Source organism: Cellulosimicrobium composti (assembly GCF_010287905.1).
Taxonomy (GTDB): Bacteria; Actinomycetota; Actinomycetes; order Actinomycetales; family Cellulomonadaceae; genus Cellulosimicrobium; species Cellulosimicrobium composti.
On the sequence record NZ_JAAFAN010000008.1, the window covers coordinates 84556 to 102061 of the forward strand.

The window sequence follows — 17506 nt, forward strand, 5'->3', positions numbered from 1 at the left end:
GCGACGACGGCGCCCGGCGACCCGGCTCGTCGTCGCCCGGGCGGACCTCAGCCCTCGACACGGCTGACCGTCCCGTCGTGCACGGAGAAGCGAGCACCCTCGAGGAGCGCCGGGACGTCGTCGGGCACGGCCGCGGTGATGATGACCTGCCCTGCGCCGGCGACGAGCTCCGCGAGACGCTCGCGCCGGCGGACGTCGAGCTCGGCGAACACGTCGTCGAGCACGAGGATCGGCTCGCCGTCCGGACCCCAGTGGTCCGCCCACAGCAGCGAGTCGAGGCCCGCCGGCGCCCCGTCCTTGAGCAGGCGGTAGGACGCGAGGCGCAGCGCGAGCGCGAACGACCACGACTCGCCGTGGCTCGCGTACCCCTTCGCTGGCAGGCCTCCGAGCGTGAGCACGACGTCGTCGCGGTGCGGCCCCACGAGGTTCACCCCGCGCTCGATCTCCTTCGCCCGCACCACCCGCATGGCATCCAGCATGCGCTTCTCCAGCGTCGCGACGTCCGGAAGGGCGGGCGCGTCGGCGTCGTCCTGCGGGTCCGTGCCTGCCGTCGGGGTCGCGGACGACGGCGCGTCCTCGTCGAGCACCTCGTCGACGGACGAGCGGTACGCGATCCGCGCCTCGCCCTGCCCCGCGCTGACCTGCTCGTACGCCTCCGCGACGTACGGCATCAGGGCGGCGACGAGCTGCAGCCGCAGTGCTGTGATCTCGGCGCCGAGGCTCGCGAGGCGCGCGTCCCACACCTCGAGCGTCGCGAGCGGGGAGGCCGCCTGCTCGGGTGCGTCGTCGTCGGGCGGCGGCTCGACGGCGGCACGACGGGACCCGCGGCCGCGTCCCCGCAGCGCCGTCGCCGACTTGAGCAGCGCGCCGCGCTGGCGCAGGACGCGGTCGTAGTCGGCGAGCAGCGCGGCGACGCGGGGCACGAGAAGGACGGCGAGCTGGTCGAGGAACCGGCGTCGCCCGTCGGGGTCGCCCTTGACGAGGGCCAGGTCCTCCGGCGCGAAGAGGACCGTGCGGACGATGCCGAGCACGTCGCGCGGCCGCTTCGCGGGCGAGCGGTTGATGCGCGCCCGGTTCGCGCGGCCCGACGCGATCTCGAGCTCGACCGTGCTCGCGCGGTCGCCGCGGACCACACGCGTGCGCACGACGGCGCGGGTCGCGCCCGCTCGCACGAGGGCCGCGTCACCCGCGACGCGGTGGCTGGCGAGGGTCGCGACGTAGCCGATCGCCTCCACGAGGTTCGTCTTGCCCTGGCCGTTCTGCCCCACGAGGGCGTTCACGCCGGGGACGAGCTCGACGTCGACGGACTCGTACGAGCGGAAGTCGACGAGGGACAGGTGCGAGACGTACATCGGTGCGAGGAGGTCCGGGGGAGAGGGACGAGGACGCGCGGGAGCCGGCCCGCCGTCAGGCGGGAGGCTCGAGCGGCCCCGCGCCCGGGGACGCCGGTCCGGCCGCCTTCACGGCGTGCCCGCCGAACTGCTGACGCAGCGCCGCGACGGCCTTGAGCGCCGGCGACTGCTCCTGACGCGACGCGAACCGGGCGAACAGCGCCGCCGAGATCACCGGGAGCGGCACGGCGTTGTCGATCGCCTCGTCGACGGTCCACCGACCCTCGCCGGAGTCGTCGACCCAGTCGTCGATCGCGGCGAGCTGCGGGTCCTCCTCGAGCGCCTTGACGAACAGGTCGAGGAGCCACGAGCGCACCACGGTGCCGCGCGTCCACGCCTTCATCGTGCCGTGGACGTCCTTGACGAGCTCGCTCTTCGCGGCGAGGAGCTCATAGCCCTCCGCGTACGCCTGCATGAGGCCGTACTCGATGCCGTTGTGGACCATCTTCGCGAAGTGACCCGCGCCCACCTCGCCCGCGTGCACGAAGCCCTCCTCGCGCGGGCCCTCCGGGCGCAGCGCGTCGAAGATCGGCATCGCGGCCTCGACGTAGGTGCGGTCGCCGCCGACCATGAGGCCGTACCCGTTCTCGAGGCCCCACACGCCGCCCGAGACGCCGACGTCGAGATAGCCCACGCCCTTCTCGGCCAGCTCGCCGGCGCGCGCCTGGTCCTCGGCGTAGTAGGAGTTGCCGCCCTCGATGACAACGTCCCCCTCACCCAGCAGTCCGCCGAGCTCGGTGACGACGCTCCGGGTCGGGTCGCCCGCGGGGACCATCACCCACACGATCCGCGGGCCGTCGTCGGGCAGGGCCGCGACGAGCTCGGCGAGGCTCGCGACGTCCGTGACCTCGGGCCGCGGGTCGTACCCGACGACCTCGATCCCGGCCGCGCGGATGCGCGCCCGCATGTTGTTGCCCATCTTGCCGAGACCGACGAGTCCGATGCGCGTGACCATGCGTGTCCTCCGGTGGGGTCGGGCGTGCGGGTACGGGGCGACCTCGGCGGGTCAGCCCGCGAAGCGGATCGGGACGAGGAGGTAGCGGTAGTGAGACGAGTCCTCGCCGTCGAGCGAGTCCTGACCGGTGAACTCGACCGGCTTGTTCGGGTGCGTGAAGCTCAGGCGGACGAAGTCCGTCCCCAGCGCACCCAGGCCGTCCAGCAGGAACTGCGGGTTGAACGCCACGGAGATGTCCTCGCCGACCAGCACGGCCTCCAGCGCCTCGGACGCCTGCGCGTCGTCACCCTGCCCGGCGTCCAGCACGACCTGGCCGTCCGTGAACGACAGCCGGATGGGCGTGTTGCGCTCCGCGACCAGGGAGACACGCTTCGCCGCGTCGATGAGGGGGGCGGTGGGGACGACCGCGTGGATCGGGGTCTCGTCCGGGAAGAGCCGGCGCACCGCGGGGTAGTCGCCGTCGACGAGCTGCGACGTCGTGTGGCGGCCGCCCGCCTCGAAGCCGATGAGGTCGACCCCGACGCCGGTGTTCAGGCCGATGTTCACGAGACCCGATCCGCCGAGCGACTTCGCGACGTCGTTGAGCGTGCGCGCGCGCACGAGCGCGACGGCCGAGTAGCTCGGCGTCACCGGCGTCCAGGTGAGCTCGCGCAGCGCGAGGCGGTAGCGGTCCGTCGCGAGCAGCGTGATCTTCTCGCCCTCGATCTCGACCCGCACGCCCGTGAGGAGGGGCAGCGTGTCGTCGCGGCTCGCGGCGACGGTGACCTGCGCGACGGCGTTCGTCAGCTCGTCGCCCGAGACCGTCCCCGAGAGCTCGGGCATCGCGGGCAGGGCCGGGTACTCGTCCACAGGCATGGTGAGGAGCGTGAAGCGGCTCGCCCCGCACGTGACGATGACCTTGTTGCCCTCGAGGACGACGTCGACGGGCTTCGCGGGCAGCGCGCGGGAGATCTCCGCGAGGAGCCGGCCCGACACGAGCACGGTGCCCGGCTCGCTCACCTCGGCGGGGATCTCGGAGCGGGCGGAGACCTCGTAGTCGAAGCTCGACAGGCCGATCGTCCCGGTCGCGTCCGCCTCGAGCCGCACGCCCGCGAGGACAGGGGCCGGCGGGCGCGTCGGCAGGGTTCGCGCCGTCCAGGTCACCGCGTCGGCCAGGACATCACGCTCAACCCGGAACTTCATCCCACACCCTCTCGTCCCAACGTCCTGATCGGACTCGATCTTCACATGTGCCGTCCGGCTGCGCCCCGGTGCCCGGCTCGTCGTCGAGCGGTGCGCCCCGGGCGACCGTGCGGCGAGCCCGGTTCCTCCAGGACGCGACGAGCTCGGTCCGCAGGTCCGCGCACACGCGTCGTGCATGAACCCTACGCGAGGTGCGGGTCCGGAGGAACTGGAACGACGTCCCTGGGGACGGCGCTGTGGAACGGTCCGTGCGCGTGCACGGGGTCGGCCGTCGGAGCATGCTCGGTCGATCGGCCGGCGCGGAGGTCACGCTCGGCCGCCGGTGCCTGATGAAGGCGTGTGAATTCCCCCTGCTAGATCACTGTCGTCATCGTCATAGGGGTTGTGGAACTCGTGGAAAACCGACGTTTCCGCAGGTCAGAGCACTAAATGCCGTGTGGACGGGCTGGTGGTCGCTGTGTGGGAAAGTCGCGCGTCCTGTGGGCGGCCGCTCTGTCCCCACACGTCGTCCACCGAAATGGGGTGCTCCGTCCACACGAACACGGCCGTCGTCCACAGTTATCCACAGAACGGCGCACAGGGATGGGAAATCCGGTGCGTCCACAGACTGTGTACGCGGATGTCCGTCCACATCGGGCACGGGAAAACCGCGCAAGAATCCACGGGTCCTCGATCTGAGTGCGTGGTTGTGGCCGGGCGCCGTGCCCCGGGATCACGCGGATGTCACAACCCACAGCAACCCTGTGGATGACTGTGGACAACTCGGCCCACACGCTGTGTACGAACCACCTTCGTGGGCTTCGGGACGGGGCTCGGCAGAGCCGGTGGCCCGATATCCACAGATTCGCGCACCCAGGTGGGGAACTCTGTGGATGGTCGGGGCGGTGCGTGAGGCGCGGACGGGTCTGTGCTCGGTCGCCGTCCGCCGCGTGACGAAGACCTCGCACGAGCGGGTGGAGAACCGGTCCGGAGAACGTCGTCGGGCCGCCGTCGCGTCGCGCGAGCGGACCGGACAGGAGCGCGCCGGGCCTCTGGTGCCGGAGGACGGGGTCGTGCAAGGACCCGGACACCCGTCGTCGGTACGGGTCGCGTGAAGGCTCCTGGTGCGACCCCGCGCGGTCGATCACGGCCTCGCGCACCGTCACGTGCAGCGTGACGGAGTGCGTGGCTCCCTGCGCCGCGGCCGCGAGCATGCGGTCGTGGACCACCGTGCGCGGCGGTGCTCCGTCGCGACGCCCGGGGAGGGACCGTTCGAGCGAGCGTCGCCGCGGGCGCGCACGAGCCCGAGTATCGGCGCGGTGCACGGTCCGGGCCATGGGGCAGGTCAGCCGCGGTGCTGCTGCTTGATGCGACTCGTGAGCTCGGTGACCTGGTTGTAGGTCGAGCGGCGCTCGGCCATCTGCTCGGTGATCTTGCGGTTCGCGTGCATGACCGTCGTGTGGTCCCTGCCCCCGAACTGCTGCCCGATCTTGGGCAGGGAGAGATCGGTGAGCTCGCGGCACAGGTACATCGCGATCTGCCGCGCCGTCACGAGGACGCGCGAGCGCGAGCTTCCGCACAGGTCGTCGATGGTGAGTCCGAAGTACGCGGCCGTCTGGGCGATGATCGCCGCCGGTGTGATCTCCGCGCTGTCCTCGTCCGTGATGAGGTCCTTGAGCACGATCTCCGCGAGCGGGAGGTCGACCTGCTGGCGGTTGAGGTTCGCGAAGGCCGTGACGCGGATCAGCGCGCCCTCGAGCTCGCGGATGTTCGTCGAGATGCGCGAGCCGATGTAGGACAGCACGTCGTCGGGGGCCGCGAGACGCTCGCTCGACGCCTTCTTGCGGAGGATCGCGATGCGCGTCTCGAGGTCCGGCGGCTGGACGTCGGTGATGAGCCCCCACTCGAACCTCGACCGGAGGCGGTCCTCGAAGCCGTTGAGCTGCTTGGGCGGCAGGTCGGACGTGATGACGACCTGCTTGTTGGCGTTGTGGAGGGCGTTGAACGTGTGGAAGAACTCCTCCATCGTCTGTTCCTTGCCCTGCAGGAACTGGATGTCGTCGATGAGGAGGACGTCGACGTCGCGGTAGCGGCGCTGGAACGCGCCCGCCTTGCCCTCACCGATGGAGTTGATGAAGTCGTTCGTGAACTCCTCGGAGTTCACGTAGCGCACGCGCACGTTGGGGTAGAGGTTGTGCGCGTAGTGCCCGATCGCGTGCAGGAGGTGCGTCTTGCCGAGCCCGGAGTCGCCGTAGATGAACAGCGGGTTGTAGGCCTTGGCCGGCGCCTCGGCGACGGCGACCGCCGCGGCGTGCGCGAAGCGGTTGGACGACCCGATGACGAACGTCTCGAAGACGTACTTCGGGTTGAGCCTGCTCGGCTCGGCCTGCGGCCGCGGCGGGGGAGGCGGCACGAGGTCGGGCAGCCCGTCGTCGGGCTCGATGTACGGCCGCTCGACGGCGGGCCGCGACGCGGGCGCCACGACCGGGTCGGAGCTCAGCTCCGGGTCCACCGTGATCCCGAAGCGGACGTCACGGCCGAGGCACGACGACATCGCCGTCACGAGCTCGTCGCGCACACGCGTCTCGAGGTACGTACGGGTCTGCTCGTGCGGCACAGCGATGAACACCGTGTCGTCGAGGATCGCGAGGGGCTTGGCGAGGCGGATGAACGCGATCTGCCGGGGCGTGATGTCCGGGCTCGCCTCGAGGATGCTCAGGGTCTGCGACCAGACGTCGGCGATGTTCTCGTCCGGGTTGGCCACGGGCAGTTCCTCACGGGTCGAGGGGGCGCCGGGCACGAGCGACCAGGCCGTCGAGCGCGTGCTGACGGGCCAGGGGCGGGGTGCGCCGACGAGAGACGGTCACGGGTGTGGTGATGCTGAGGTCGATCGTGCCACGGGAACCCCTCGTCCACATAGTTGTCCACAGGCTGTGGGTTGTAGGGTGGGGTCGCCCGGGCCGCTCGACGGCCCTCCCGTCGGCGGCCGTCGCGACCGCGCCGCCGTGCGGTGAACCTCACCCGCGCTGGTTTGACCCGGAGGGGTCGCGCAGCGTACCGTCAGACAGCCGTTCCAGGTGTTCTTGGCGCGCCCGCGTGGAGGAAGCTCCGCACGAGGCCCTGTGTCGCGAACGACCTGCATGGACCCGGTGCCCCCAGCAATGGCCCACCCGATCCGTGCGCCTGGGGCGCAGCCGGACGGGCGACCGACCGGCGCACGACCTGAACCACCGACGGGCACCATCCGGCGCCCGTCATTGCATCGTCGAGGACATAGACGGTGTACCTCCCCGACGTTCTTGGAGTACCTCGTGAGCAAGCGGACCTTCCAGCCGAACAACCGGCGCCGGGCGAAGACCCACGGCTTCCGGCTGCGCATGCGGACCCGCGCCGGCCGCGCCATCCTGGCTGCCCGCCGTCGCAAGGGCCGCAGCGAGCTCTCTGCCTGATCCCACGTGCTCCCCGCGGCGCACCGACTGCGCCGTTCCGTCGATTTCGAGCGGGCGGTGCGCCGCGGCGTGCGTGCTGGTAGGTCGACCGTGGTCGTGCACCTCTCGGAGGACTCCGAGGGCGCCGCGCAGCCGCAGGTCGGCTTCGTCGTCTCCAAGGCGGTGGGGAACGCGGTGCACCGCAACCTCGTGAAGCGTCGTCTGCGTGCCGCCACCGCGGCACGCCTCGAGGTGCTGCCCGCGCACGCACGCGCCGTCGTGCGGGCGCTCCCGGCGTCCGCCGACGCCACGTTCGACCAGCTGAGCACCGACGTCACGCGCGGCCTCGAGCGCGCCGCGCAGCGTCTGCACGAGCGAACCGGCGCGGGTCGATGACGACCACGCACCCTGCCGCCGAGCACGACCCACGTCCCGCCGGGGTCGACGCACCTGCGGTGCCGAGCGCGGCGCGACGACTTCTCGACGTCCTCCGCCGGGTCCCCGCGCTCACGCTCATCGGCATGATCCGTGCCTACCAGTCGGTGATCTCGCCGATGACGGGGCCGACGTGCAAGTACTACCCGTCCTGCTCCCAGTACGCCCTCACGGCGGTGCGTCGTCACGGCGCCCTGCGCGGAACGGGCCTCGCCCTCTGGCGGCTGCTGCGCTGCAACCCCTGGAGCCTCGGTGGGGTCGACGACGTTCCGCCGGCTCGACACACGCACTAGTCCGGCGCCCGATCGCGGGCGGTTCACCATCTTTTCTTTGTCATCCGTCTGAGGGAGCAGTCACCGATGGACTTCTTCGCGTTCCTCGCCCCGATCGAGTGGGTCGTGGCGTGGATCATGTACCTGTGCCACCAGGGGCTGGTGTTCCTCGGGTTCTCCGACGGTCCGGGGCCCGCGTGGGTCCTGTCGATCGTCGGGCTCGTGATCATCATCCGCATCCTGCTGATCCCGCTGTTCTTCAAGCAGATCAAGGCGTCGCGCGGGATGCAGATGCTGCAGCCCGAGATGCAGGCGATCCAGAAGAAGTACAAGGGCAAGACGGACCCCGCCTCTCGTGAGGCCATGAGTCGCGAGACCATGGAGCTGTACCGGAAGCACGGGACGAACCCGTTCGCGTCGTGCATGCCGATCCTGCTGCAGTCGCCGATCTTCTTCGCCCTCTTCCGCGTGCTCAACGGCCTCGTGCCGATCTCGAACGGCACGGACAACCCGATCGGCCCGATCGACGCGTCGGTCGCGAGCGACATCGAGAGCTCGTCGGTGTTCGGCGCCCAGCTGTCCGACATCTTCCTGCGCACCGACGACCTGCAGACCAGGATCGTCATCGGCGTGCTCATCCTCGCGATGTGCGCGACGACGTTCTTCACGCAGCGCCAGCTCACCATGAAGAACATGCCGAAGGCCGCGCTCGAGGGCCCGATGGCGTCGACGCAGAAGATGATGCTCTACGTCTTCCCGTTCATCTTCGCCGTGTCGGGCGTCAACTTCCCCGTCGGTGTCCTCGTCTACTGGACCACGACGAACCTCTGGTCGATGGGTCAGCAGTTCTACACCATCCGCCGCATGCCCGCCCCGGGATCCGAGGCCGAGCGCCAGCTCAAGGAGCGCCAGGCACGCAAGCGCGCTGCGAAGGGCATCGTCGAGGACGCCACGCCGGTCATCGAGCAGCCCCGCGGGCAGCGCCAGCAGCCGAAGCGCAAGGACCGCCAGAAGGGCGCCCCGCGCCCCGCAGCCTCGTCACCGGCCGCCCACGGTGATGATGCGGCGGTCGAGGACGCGCCCGTCGAGGACGCCGCGCCGGGCAGCACCGGTCCGTCGAGCGGCGCGCCGGCATCCGGGAGCTCGAAGCCCGCGCCCAAGAAGAAGAAGCAGAAGTAGAGCTGCGCCCGAGCGCACCCTGCCGTGAGGAGCACCGCCATGACGCCTACCGAGACCCCCGCGCCCGAAGAGGCCGCGGCCGCCGCGACGACGCCCGACACCACCCGCCTCGAGGAGGAGGGCGAGATCGCGGCTGACTACCTCGAGGAACTGCTCGACATCGCCGACCTCGACGGTGACATCGACATCGACGTCGAGCACGATCGTGCAGCCGTCGAGATCGTCGCCGACGACCCGGCTGACCTCCGATCCCTCGTCGGCACTGACGGCGAGGTCCTCGATGCTCTCCAGGAGCTCACCCGCCTGGCCGTTCAGGCTCGTACCGGCGAGCGGAGCCGCCTCATGCTCGACGTCGCCGGGTTCCGTGCCGACCGTCGTCGTGAGCTCACCGCACTGGCGGAGGACGCGATCGCTCGTGTCCGTGCCGAGGGAACGAAGGTCTCGCTCGAGCCGCTCAACGCGTTCGAGCGGAAGGTCGTGCACGACGCCGTCGCGGCGGCGGGCCTGCGCAGCGACTCCGAGGGCGTGGAGCCGCAGCGGTACGTGGTGATCCACCCCGCAGACTGATCGCACCCGTCGCACGGGCCGGCGCCTCTCGTTTCACGTGAAACGGGGGGCGTCGTCGTGTCGGGGCTGCGGACACGAGCCGTGGAGCCGTCCACGACCCAGCGAGGTAGAACGCACCGACGCTTGTCGGTGCCCCGACTGCTCGGCTGGCGGGGCGACGGCGGTGTGGGGCACGGTGACGTGCGCGCGTCCGCTCCGTGCGCGCCGCTGAGCACGCCGGCGTGCTGCCCTCTGCGTGTCGGCCGGTACTCATGACGTCGTGCGCCGGGACGGAGGACGAGGGTGGACGGGCACGCTCGGCTCCGGAGCGAGAAGCGGGCACGACCGTCGTGTGGTCGACGAGCGGCTGGCCGGTGTTTCACGTGAAACGATGGTTCCGGTTCAGCGAGAAGACCGAGGAGAGGATGCACGAGGTGTCGGAAGAGAACAGCGAGCCGGAGATCTCCAGGGAGCAACTGGCGGAGTATTTCGGCGACGCGTTCCCCGCGGTCGATCGTTTCGCCGAGCGGCTCCGTGACGAGGGCGAACTGCGGGGACTCATCGGCCCGCGTGAGGTGTCGCGCATCTGGGACCGCCACATCCTCAACTCCGCCGCCGTGGTGCCCTTTCTTCCGACGACGGGTCTGATCGCGGACATCGGTTCCGGTGCGGGCCTTCCCGGTGTCGTCATCGCGGCCATGCGCCCCGAGGCAGAGGTCTACTTGATCGAGCCGATGGAGCGGCGTTGCGCGTGGCTCGCGGAGGTCGCCGAGGATCTCGACCTGTCGAACGTCGAGATCAAGCGCGGGCGTGCCGAGGAGTACCACGGAGCGTTCGAGTGCGACGCCGTGACCTCCCGTGCTGTCGCGGCGTTGGACAAGCTTGCTCGGCTGTCCTTGCCGCTGGTCCGTGCGGGCGGCGAGATGATCGTCCTCAAGGGGCGCAACGTGGGCCGTGAGGTCGAGCCGGCACGTAAGGTCCTGCGCCGCCTCAAGGGTTCCGAGCCCGAGATCATCGACGCGCCCACGCTCCCGGGTGTGGAGACGACGACCGTGGTGCGGATCGTGCGGCAGACTGGGGCTCGCTGAGTCCACCGAGCGAGGCTCGCTCATGCTGCGACCGCGACACGGAGGAACACTGTTCTCGACCTCCGCTGTGCGGCGCACGCTTCGACGCATGCTGGGGACGCGACGACCGAGAGGATGAGACGCGTGACGGAACGGCCTGTCGAGCCGGAGGGACGTCAGGATCTGGCGACCCCACAGCCGATCTCGCTGGACGGGGGAGACATGTCTGGGGTGAAGACGGACGACGACCGCCGAGCAGCTTTGATGGCGAGCCTCCCGGCGACTGACGAGACGACGCCACTGGCCGCCCAGCTCGCGGAGGACGCCCGTCGCCGCATCGATCTGCAGGGTCGACGGTTCCCGCGACCCGTGTCCACGCGCATCATCACGGTCGCGAACCAGAAGGGCGGCGTCGGAAAGACCACGACGACGGTCAACCTTGCCGCCGGACTGGCCCAGGCAGGTCTCAACGTCCTCGTGATCGACAACGATCCTCAGGGCAACGCGTCGACGGCCCTCGGCGTGGAGCACCGAGCGGGGACGCCGTCGATCTACGAAGTCCTCGTGGACGGCGACCCTCTCTCCAGCGCGGTGCAGCAGTGTCCGGACATCCCCACGCTCTGGTGCGTCCCCGCGACGATCGACTTGTCTGGCGCCGAGATCGAGCTCGTCTCGCTTGTTTCACGTGAAACACGGCTTCGTCGTGCGTTGGACGAGTATCTGGCGGAGCGCGCGCGTGAAGGTCTTGAGCCGATCGACTACGTCCTCGTGGACTGCCCTCCGAGCCTCGGCCTGCTCACCGTGAACGCTTTCGTGGTCGGCCGCGAGGTGCTGATCCCGATCCAGTGCGAGTACTACGCGCTCGAGGGCCTCAGCCAACTCCTCAAGACCATCGAGCTCATCAAGTCGCACCTCAACCCGGGGCTGCACGTCTCGACGATCCTCCTCACCATGTACGACGGCCGGACGAACCTGGCACAGCAGGTCGCTGCGGAAGTGCGCGAGCACTTCCCTGACCAGACGTTGCGCACCACGGTGCCACGCTCGGTGCGCATCTCGGAGGCGCCCAGCCACGGCCAGACGGTCATGACGTACGACCCCGGGTCGACGGGTGCGCTCGCCTACCTTGAGGCGGCTCGCGAGCTGACACAGCGTGCGGAGAACCGCGCGGAGGACCGCGGGCTCGAGAACCACCACTCCGACGGCGCCGCGCCGATGTCGCCAGCAGACGAGCCAGCGCCGTCCGCACGTACCGATCACGAGTTCGCCGGCACCATCGGTGGTCCCGGCATGCGCCAGGAGGAGCAGCGATGAGCGAGAAGCGTCGAGGGCTGGGACGTGGGCTCGGTGCCCTCATTCCCACCAGTTCTGAGGGAAAGCGTCCGGTGGACGTCTTCTTTCCGAGCGCTCCGGCTGAGGAGTCGCCGCGCGACGAAGCCGACACTCGAGCCGACCTCGCCGATTTGCCGGCAGACGCGCACGCTTCGAGCGCTGATGTCACGCCCGTCGTGACGCTGGTCGCCGATGCGCCGTCCGGCCCGTCCGACGTCGACGTTCTCACCGCGCTCTCGGAGTCGGACCTGGCGGAGCTGGACGCGGTGAGTAGCGGTACGGGTGCCGCGGAGGGAGCGAACGAGGCGCCTTCTGTCGACTCCGAACCCTCGACGAGCGAGCCCGAAGGTACCGCGCCGGAGCGCGACGCTCCCGGTACGGATGTTTCACGTGAAACCGCGGCCAGCGCGCCGAACGAGGCAGGACCGAGCGACGACGCCCTGGCACCCGCCGCCGGCGACCCCGCGGCAGCACACGCGACGGAGGAGTGGGCGGGCGGCGCTGGTGACGATCTGGTCCCCGTCCCGGGCGCACGTTTCGCCGAGATTCCGACGGGTTCGATCCGCCCGAATCCGCGTCAACCGCGGACCGTCTTCGACGAGGGCGAGCTGGACGAGCTGATCGGGTCGATTCGCGAGATCGGCGTGCTGCAGCCGGTCGTCGTGCGTCCTGTCGCGGGGGAGGATGGGTCGTACGAGCTCATCATGGGGGAGCGGCGCTGGCGCGCGACGCAGGCCGCGGGACTCGATGTGATCCCCGCAATCATCCGCGAGACGGGCGACGCCGACCTCCTGCGCGACGCACTGCTGGAGAACCTCCACCGCAGCGCGCTCAACCCGCTGGAGGAAGCCGCAGCGTACCGCCAGCTTCTCGACGACTTCGGATGCACGCACGAGGAGCTCGCCGATCGGATCTCCCGGAGCCGCCCGCAGATCTCCAACACCCTGCGTCTCTTGCGACTCCCTCCGCTCGTCCAGCGGCGAGTCGCCGCTGGAGTGCTCTCGGCGGGGCATGCCCGAGCGCTGCTCGGTCTCACCGACGGGGCGGAGATCGAGCGCCTCGCGCAGCGGATCGTCGCCGAGGGGCTGTCCGTACGAGCGACGGAGGAGATCGTCGCGATGGGCGGGCTCGACGGTCAGCGACGTGCGCCTCGGGCTCCGCGAGCCGGGCAGCGCTCGGCGGCGATCGACGAGCTGGCGCACCGACTGTCCGATCGCTTCGAGACCCGCGTCAAGGTCGATCTCGGAGCCAAGAAGGGCCGCCTCACCGTGGAATTCGCGTCCGTTGAGGATCTCAACCGGATCCTGGACGTGATGGCACCCGACGACCCCGGTCTCCTGCGGCACTGAGACCCCACCCGCCGTGGTCGGCGGTCGAGCACCGGCATGCGGCCGGATCCGTGCGCGATGGCGCTGGATCCGGCCGCAGCTGTCTTGTCCGGCGCGACCTTGGTGGGCGGAAGACGTTCCCTCAGGTGCGCAGAGCGAGCACGGAGCGGCCTGAGATGCGGCGCCCGACACGGCGCTCGGGTTCGAGCGGGCCCCCTCCAGGATTGGGGCCTCGTGTGGCTAGCCGGGCGCGATGGGACGCGGCCCATGGCGCGGAACAGCTCGACCCAAAGGTCCCGCCTCGGCACGCACTCTCGAGCCGCCGCGGGACCGAGGCCGAGATGGGTCACGGGGCGGGATCGACGCCTGGACAGCGTGAGACCGCCGGGTCCGAACGCAGGTCTCGGGCCTGAGCGAAGGACAGCAGCAGGGGCACGAACCCTCTGGACGGAAGAGTGGTGCCGTCGGGCAAGGGCACAGAACTCGGCCGGGAGGTTTCACGTGAAACACAAAGAGCCCCGCCGCCGTGTGCGCCCCGACAGAAGCCCGGGATCTCGTGGGCCCAGTAGCCAGAGGTCGACCGCCCCGGCGTGAACACAGTGAGAGGGCCCCTCCAGGGGAGACACCCGTGCGCTCCGCGGTGCTCTCGCGCTCGTCGCGGGGGTGCTGGTCGGGCCGAGGCCGTGTTTCACGTGGAACCGCGCCGGGCGGGGCCAACCCGTTTCACGTGAAACGTGCGCGTCTGCCGTGGCAACCGTGGTGGCTCGAAACCGAGCTTCAATCATGTGCTTGCACGGCGCTGCCTCGACACCGCGAGGCGCACCGAGGTCTCTGGCGTTTGGCGCGGGTCAGGTTTCACGTGAAACGTGGGAGGCAGGGGCGATGTCGTCCTGGTAGATCGAGTGTCCGTCGTCGCGACGGTGTCGGTCACGAACGTGGGGTACCTGACACCGGGGATGGGAACACGTTCCGAACCGAAGTGGATCGCCGCGCGTCGCCGAGACCGCGGTCAGTGGCGCACGTGCGCGTTGACGATCGACCGGTAGAGGCGGCCGAGGTCGAGACCAGCGGCGCGGGCCGCCTGGGGGAGGAGGGATGTCTCCGTCATTCCCGGGGCGACGTTCACCTCGAGGAACTGCACGACGCCGTCGGGATCGAGGATGACGTCGGTGCGCGAGAGGTCACGAAGGCCGAGCGCCTCGTGTGCGCGGACGGCGACCGCGCGGACGATCGAGAGCACGTCCTCGTCGAGCCGCGCGGGGGCGAAGTACTCGGTCCGGCCCGGGTTGTACCGGGCGTCGAAGTCGTAGGGTCCGCTCGTGACGATCTCGACCGGGGGGAGGGCCTCAGGACCGTGGCCGAGGTCCACGACGCTCACCGCGAGCTCGACGCCGCGGACGGCACGCTCGATGAGCGCGACCTCCCCGTAGGCGAAGCAGTCGACCATCGCCCGAGGGAGCTGGTCGGCGCGCTCGACGAGCGTGACTCCGAGCGCCGACCCGCCGTGCGTGGGCTTGACGACGAGAGGGAGGCCCAGGCGGGCGACGACGGCGTCGAGCACGGGCTGTGCCCCGAGCTCGCGGAACAGGCTCTGGGGGAGGGTCACGTACTCGGGGGTGCACAGGCCGGCGCCGAGCACGACGCTCTTGGCGACGGGCTTGCTCCACGCGGCACGGCTCTCGCGCGGTCCCGTGCCGACGTAGGGGACGCCGACGAGCTCGAGCACGTCCCTGATCGACCCGTCCTCGCCGCTCGCGCCGTGGAGGAGCGGCCACACGACGTCGGGACGGTTCGCGTCGAGGAAGGGCAGCAGGTCGGCGTCGACGTCGTGGACCGTGACCTCGAGACCGGCTGCCCGCAGGCTCTCCGCGACGCGGCGCCCGGACCGGAGCGACACGTCCCGCTCGTGCGAGAGCCCGCCCGCGAGGATGGTGACGTGGCCGCCGGGCGGCACGTCGTCGTCGGGCCGGAGGAGGTGAAGGTGCTGGTCAGCGCGCTGTGCGGCGTCGGGGGCAGAGATCTCGGCGCCCTCGTCGTCGGTCGCCGCCGTGGTCGGGGTACCCGTGGTCGTGTCCACTGTTGACGGACTCCTGTTCGGTGCCGGCGCGTCCCGGTGGGGTGCCAGCCGGCGTCGTGATGGGTGCTTCAGGCCAGGTTCGGCGAGGGGTTCTCGACGTCGGTGACGTCGGGGTCGAGCTCGGCGTTGGTGCCGAAGATCTCGACGAGCTCCTGCTCGGCGTTCACGACACCCGCCAGGCGGCGGACGCCCTCGCGGATGCGCTCGGGGGTCGGGAAGCAGTAGGAGAGACGCACGTGGCTCGACCCGGTGCCGTCCGCGTAGAACGCGGTGCCCGGGACGTACGCGACGCGCGCGGTGACGGCACGGGGGAGCATGGACCGCGCGTCGAGCCCTTCGGGGAGCTGCACCCAGGTGTAGAAGCCGCCGTCCGGGACGGTCCAGCGCGCGGACGGCAGGTGCTCGGAGAGCGCCCCGATCATCGCGTCGCGTCGCTCGCGGTAGAGCTCGCGGAACTGCTTGATCTGGCCCTTCCAGTCGCACGTGTCGAGGTACGACGCGATGGCGAGCTGCGACGCGTTCGAGGGACACAGGATCGCGGACTCGCTGGCCAGCACGAGCTTCTCGCGCACCGCGTGGGGCGCGACGACCCACCCGACCCGATACCCGGGCGCGAACGTCTTGGAGAATGACCCGAGGTAGAGCACGCCGTCCTCGTCGAGCGACCGCAGCGCGGGGAGCGTCTGGCCGTCGAAGCCGAGGAGGCCGTAGGGGTTGTCCTCGATGACGAGCACGCCGTACCGCTGGGCGATCTCGAGGACGCGCGGGCGGCGCTCCGCGGTGAGCGTGACGCCGGCCGGGTTGTGGAAGTTCGGCACGGTGTACAGAAGCTTGACGCGCCGACCCTCGGCGGCGAGGCGGGAGAGCGTCTCCTCGAGCGCGTCGGGGACGAGGCCGTGCTCGTCGAGGGGCACGTGGACGACGTCCGCCTGGTACGAGCGGAAGACTCCGAGCGCTCCGACGTAGCTGGGAGCCTCGGCGACGACGACGTCGCCGGGATCGATGAAGATGCGCGTCACGAGGTCGAGGGCCTGCTGGGAGCCGGTGGTCACGACCACGTCGTCGGGGTGGCAGTCGATGCCCTCAAGACGGACGACGTCGAGGATCCGCTCTCGCAGCGACTCGTCGCCCTGCCCGGACCCGTACTGCAGCGCGGTAGCACCGCGCGTCGCGACGAGACGCTGCATGGTGTCGGCGATCTGGTCGAGGGGGAGTCCCTCCAGGTACGGCATGCCGCCGGCCAGGGACACGACCTCGGGACGGTTCGCGACGGCGAAGAGCGCGCGGATCTCCGACGCTCGCATCCCGTGCGCTCGCTCTGCGTAGGCACCGAACCACGGGTCGAGGCGGGTGCCGCCGGGGGCGGGCTGCTGCGGGGGAGTCGTCGGACCAGTCACGATTCCCAGTGTCGCACGGGGGATCGGGGGATCCCGTGAAGACGCCGGAGGGCGGACCACGGCGTCCGTGGCCCGCCCTCCGGCGGTGCGCCCCCCGCGACGGGGGCGAGAGTGTCTCGACGCGCGGTCTCGGGTCAGGCGGTCGTGGCCAGGACCGTGTCGATCTCCTCCGTCAGCGCACGCTTGGGGCGAGCGCCGATGATCGACTTCTGGAGCTCCCCGCCGACGTAGACGTTGAGCGTGGGGATCGACACGATCCCGTAGGCGCCCGTGGTCTCGGGGTTGGCGTCGGTGTCGAGCTTGGCGATCTTGATCTTGTCGCCGTACTCCTCGGCGAGCTCCTCGAGGATGGGAGCGACTTGGCGGCACGGGCCGCACCACGTGGCCCAGAAGTCGACGAGGACGGGGACGTCAGACTCGAGGACCTCGCTGCGGAAGGTGGCGTCGGTGACCGGAACGGTCGGCATGGTGACCTCCTGGAAGATGTGGCTGGGACGGACGCCAGCGGCGCGCGGGCCGAGCCCGGCGGCGTCGCGGGCGGTGGATCAGGCCTGGATCTCGGCGAGCGCCTCGGGCAGCTCGTCCGGGTTCGGGGTCTGCGGGGTACCCGCGAGGTCCTCCAGGCCGGCGGCGTCGGCGAGCTCTGTGAGGAAGCGCTGCGCGTCGAGCGCGGCGGCGCAGCCGGAGCCGGCCGCGGTGATGGCCTGGCGGTAGGTGTGGTCGACCGCGTCACCGCAGGCGAACACGCCCTCGATGTTGGTCGCCGTGGAACGGCCGACCACCTGGATGTAGCCCTCGTCGTCCAGGTCGATCTGCCCCTTGACGAGCTCGGTGCGCGGCTCGTGGCCGATCGCGACGAAGAGGCCGGTCGCGGGGAGCTCGCGCTCCTCGCCGGTCACGGTGTCGCGCAGCGTGAGGGCCTCGACCTTGTTCTCGCC

General features: G+C 70.6%; 16 protein-coding genes. 8 read left to right on the forward strand and 8 right to left on the reverse strand.

Annotated elements, in window-relative coordinates; translation table 11 throughout:
• Window positions 1-47: 47 nt before the first annotated feature.
• The 4 genes from recF to dnaA form a co-directional block, all read right to left on the reverse strand.
• Entirely contained in the window at window positions 48-1352 is a 1305-nt protein-coding gene (gene recF, locus GYH36_RS04030; RefSeq protein WP_162289170.1) for a DNA replication/repair protein RecF, read from the reverse strand.
• A 55-nt stretch (window positions 1353-1407) separates the two neighbouring features.
• Window positions 1408-2346 (reverse strand): phosphogluconate dehydrogenase (NAD(+)-dependent, decarboxylating), encoded by a 939-nt coding sequence (gene gnd / locus GYH36_RS04035; protein WP_024841579.1) that lies wholly within the window; start codon window positions 2344-2346, stop codon window positions 1408-1410.
• Window positions 2347-2397: 51 nt separating this feature from the next.
• The gene (gene dnaN, locus GYH36_RS04040) at window positions 2398-3528 is read right to left on the reverse strand and encodes a DNA polymerase III subunit beta (RefSeq protein WP_024841578.1); all 1131 of its coding nucleotides are present in this window, start codon (window positions 3526-3528) and stop codon (window positions 2398-2400) included.
• Window positions 3529-4852: 1324 nt separating this feature from the next.
• A complete protein-coding gene (gene dnaA / locus GYH36_RS04045) occupies window positions 4853-6271 on the reverse strand; it encodes a chromosomal replication initiator protein DnaA (protein WP_024841577.1) in 1419 nt (472 codons plus the stop codon).
• A gap of 547 nt (window positions 6272-6818) precedes the next feature.
• On the opposite strand from dnaA, the gene rpmH reads away from it, so the two are divergent.
• From rpmH to GYH36_RS04085, 8 genes are all read left to right on the forward strand, one after another.
• Entirely contained in the window at window positions 6819-6956 is a 138-nt protein-coding gene (gene rpmH, locus GYH36_RS04050) for a 50S ribosomal protein L34 (RefSeq protein WP_013885212.1), read from the forward strand.
• A gap of 6 nt (window positions 6957-6962) precedes the next feature.
• Entirely contained in the window at window positions 6963-7331 is a 369-nt protein-coding gene (rnpA, locus tag GYH36_RS04055) for a ribonuclease P protein component (RefSeq protein ID WP_115941526.1), read from the forward strand.
• On the forward strand, window positions 7328-7663 hold the full coding sequence (yidD, locus tag GYH36_RS20245; protein WP_162289171.1) for a membrane protein insertion efficiency factor YidD: 336 nt from the start codon (window positions 7328-7330) through the stop codon (window positions 7661-7663). The genes rnpA and yidD overlap by 4 nt, the downstream gene beginning before the upstream one ends.
• Window positions 7664-7729: 66 nt before the next feature.
• Complete coding sequence (gene yidC / locus GYH36_RS04065) at window positions 7730-8821, forward strand: membrane protein insertase YidC (protein WP_034605047.1); 1092 nt, start codon at window positions 7730-7732, stop codon at window positions 8819-8821.
• Window positions 8822-8860: 39 nt separating this feature from the next.
• Window positions 8861-9388 carry a Jag family protein gene (locus GYH36_RS04070; protein WP_024841575.1) on the forward strand — a complete coding sequence of 176 codons (528 nt, stop codon included), beginning with the start codon at window positions 8861-8863 and terminating at the stop codon, window positions 9386-9388.
• A 404-nt stretch (window positions 9389-9792) separates the two neighbouring features.
• The gene (rsmG, locus tag GYH36_RS04075) at window positions 9793-10455 is read left to right on the forward strand and encodes a 16S rRNA (guanine(527)-N(7))-methyltransferase RsmG (RefSeq protein WP_162289184.1); all 663 of its coding nucleotides are present in this window, start codon (window positions 9793-9795) and stop codon (window positions 10453-10455) included.
• A gap of 123 nt (window positions 10456-10578) precedes the next feature.
• On the forward strand, window positions 10579-11748 hold the full coding sequence (locus GYH36_RS04080) for a ParA family protein (protein ID WP_446661270.1): 1170 nt from the start codon (window positions 10579-10581) through the stop codon (window positions 11746-11748).
• Window positions 11745-13115 carry a ParB/RepB/Spo0J family partition protein gene (locus GYH36_RS04085; RefSeq protein WP_162289172.1) on the forward strand — a complete coding sequence of 457 codons (1371 nt, stop codon included), beginning with the start codon at window positions 11745-11747 and terminating at the stop codon, window positions 13113-13115. The genes GYH36_RS04080 and GYH36_RS04085 overlap by 4 nt, the downstream gene beginning before the upstream one ends.
• A gap of 988 nt (window positions 13116-14103) precedes the next feature.
• Here GYH36_RS04085 and GYH36_RS04090 read toward each other — a convergent pair.
• From GYH36_RS04090 to GYH36_RS04105, 4 genes are all read right to left on the reverse strand, one after another.
• Window positions 14104-15048, reverse strand: coding sequence for a D-alanine--D-alanine ligase family protein (locus tag GYH36_RS04090; protein WP_115943438.1), 945 nt, complete (start codon window positions 15046-15048; stop codon window positions 14104-14106).
• Between the two features lie 191 nt (window positions 15049-15239).
• Window positions 15240-16568 (reverse strand): aminotransferase-like domain-containing protein, encoded by a 1329-nt coding sequence (locus tag GYH36_RS04095; protein ID WP_312028499.1) that lies wholly within the window; start codon window positions 16566-16568, stop codon window positions 15240-15242.
• 134 nt (window positions 16569-16702) lie between these two features.
• Window positions 16703-17035, reverse strand: coding sequence for a thioredoxin (gene trxA / locus GYH36_RS04100; RefSeq protein WP_024841569.1), 333 nt, complete (start codon window positions 17033-17035; stop codon window positions 16703-16705).
• 78 nt (window positions 17036-17113) lie between these two features.
• Window positions 17114-17506 (reverse strand): NAD(P)/FAD-dependent oxidoreductase (locus GYH36_RS04105; RefSeq protein ID WP_162289173.1); only part of this gene is annotated, 393 nt, incomplete at its 5' end.

Excerpts from the sequence above, each read along its gene's own strand:
- recF (WP_162289170.1), bottom strand. The coding sequence starts at position 1,352 with ATGTACGTCTCGCACCTGTCCCTCGTCGACTTCCGCTCGTACGAGTCC.
- gnd (WP_024841579.1), bottom strand. The coding sequence starts at position 2,346 with ATGGTCACGCGCATCGGACTCGTCGGTCTCGGCAAGATGGGCAACAAC.
- dnaN (WP_024841578.1), bottom strand. The coding sequence starts at position 3,528 with ATGAAGTTCCGGGTTGAGCGTGATGTCCTGGCCGACGCGGTGACCTGG.
- yidD (WP_162289171.1), top strand. The coding sequence starts at position 7,328 with ATGACGACCACGCACCCTGCCGCCGAGCACGACCCACGTCCCGCCGGG.
- yidC (WP_034605047.1), top strand. The coding sequence starts at position 7,730 with ATGGACTTCTTCGCGTTCCTCGCCCCGATCGAGTGGGTCGTGGCGTGG.
- GYH36_RS04070 (WP_024841575.1), top strand. The coding sequence starts at position 8,861 with ATGACGCCTACCGAGACCCCCGCGCCCGAAGAGGCCGCGGCCGCCGCG.
- rsmG (WP_162289184.1), top strand. The coding sequence starts at position 9,793 with ATGCACGAGGTGTCGGAAGAGAACAGCGAGCCGGAGATCTCCAGGGAG.
- GYH36_RS04085 (WP_162289172.1), top strand. The coding sequence starts at position 11,745 with ATGAGCGAGAAGCGTCGAGGGCTGGGACGTGGGCTCGGTGCCCTCATT.
- trxA (WP_024841569.1), bottom strand. The coding sequence starts at position 17,035 with ATGCCGACCGTTCCGGTCACCGACGCCACCTTCCGCAGCGAGGTCCTC.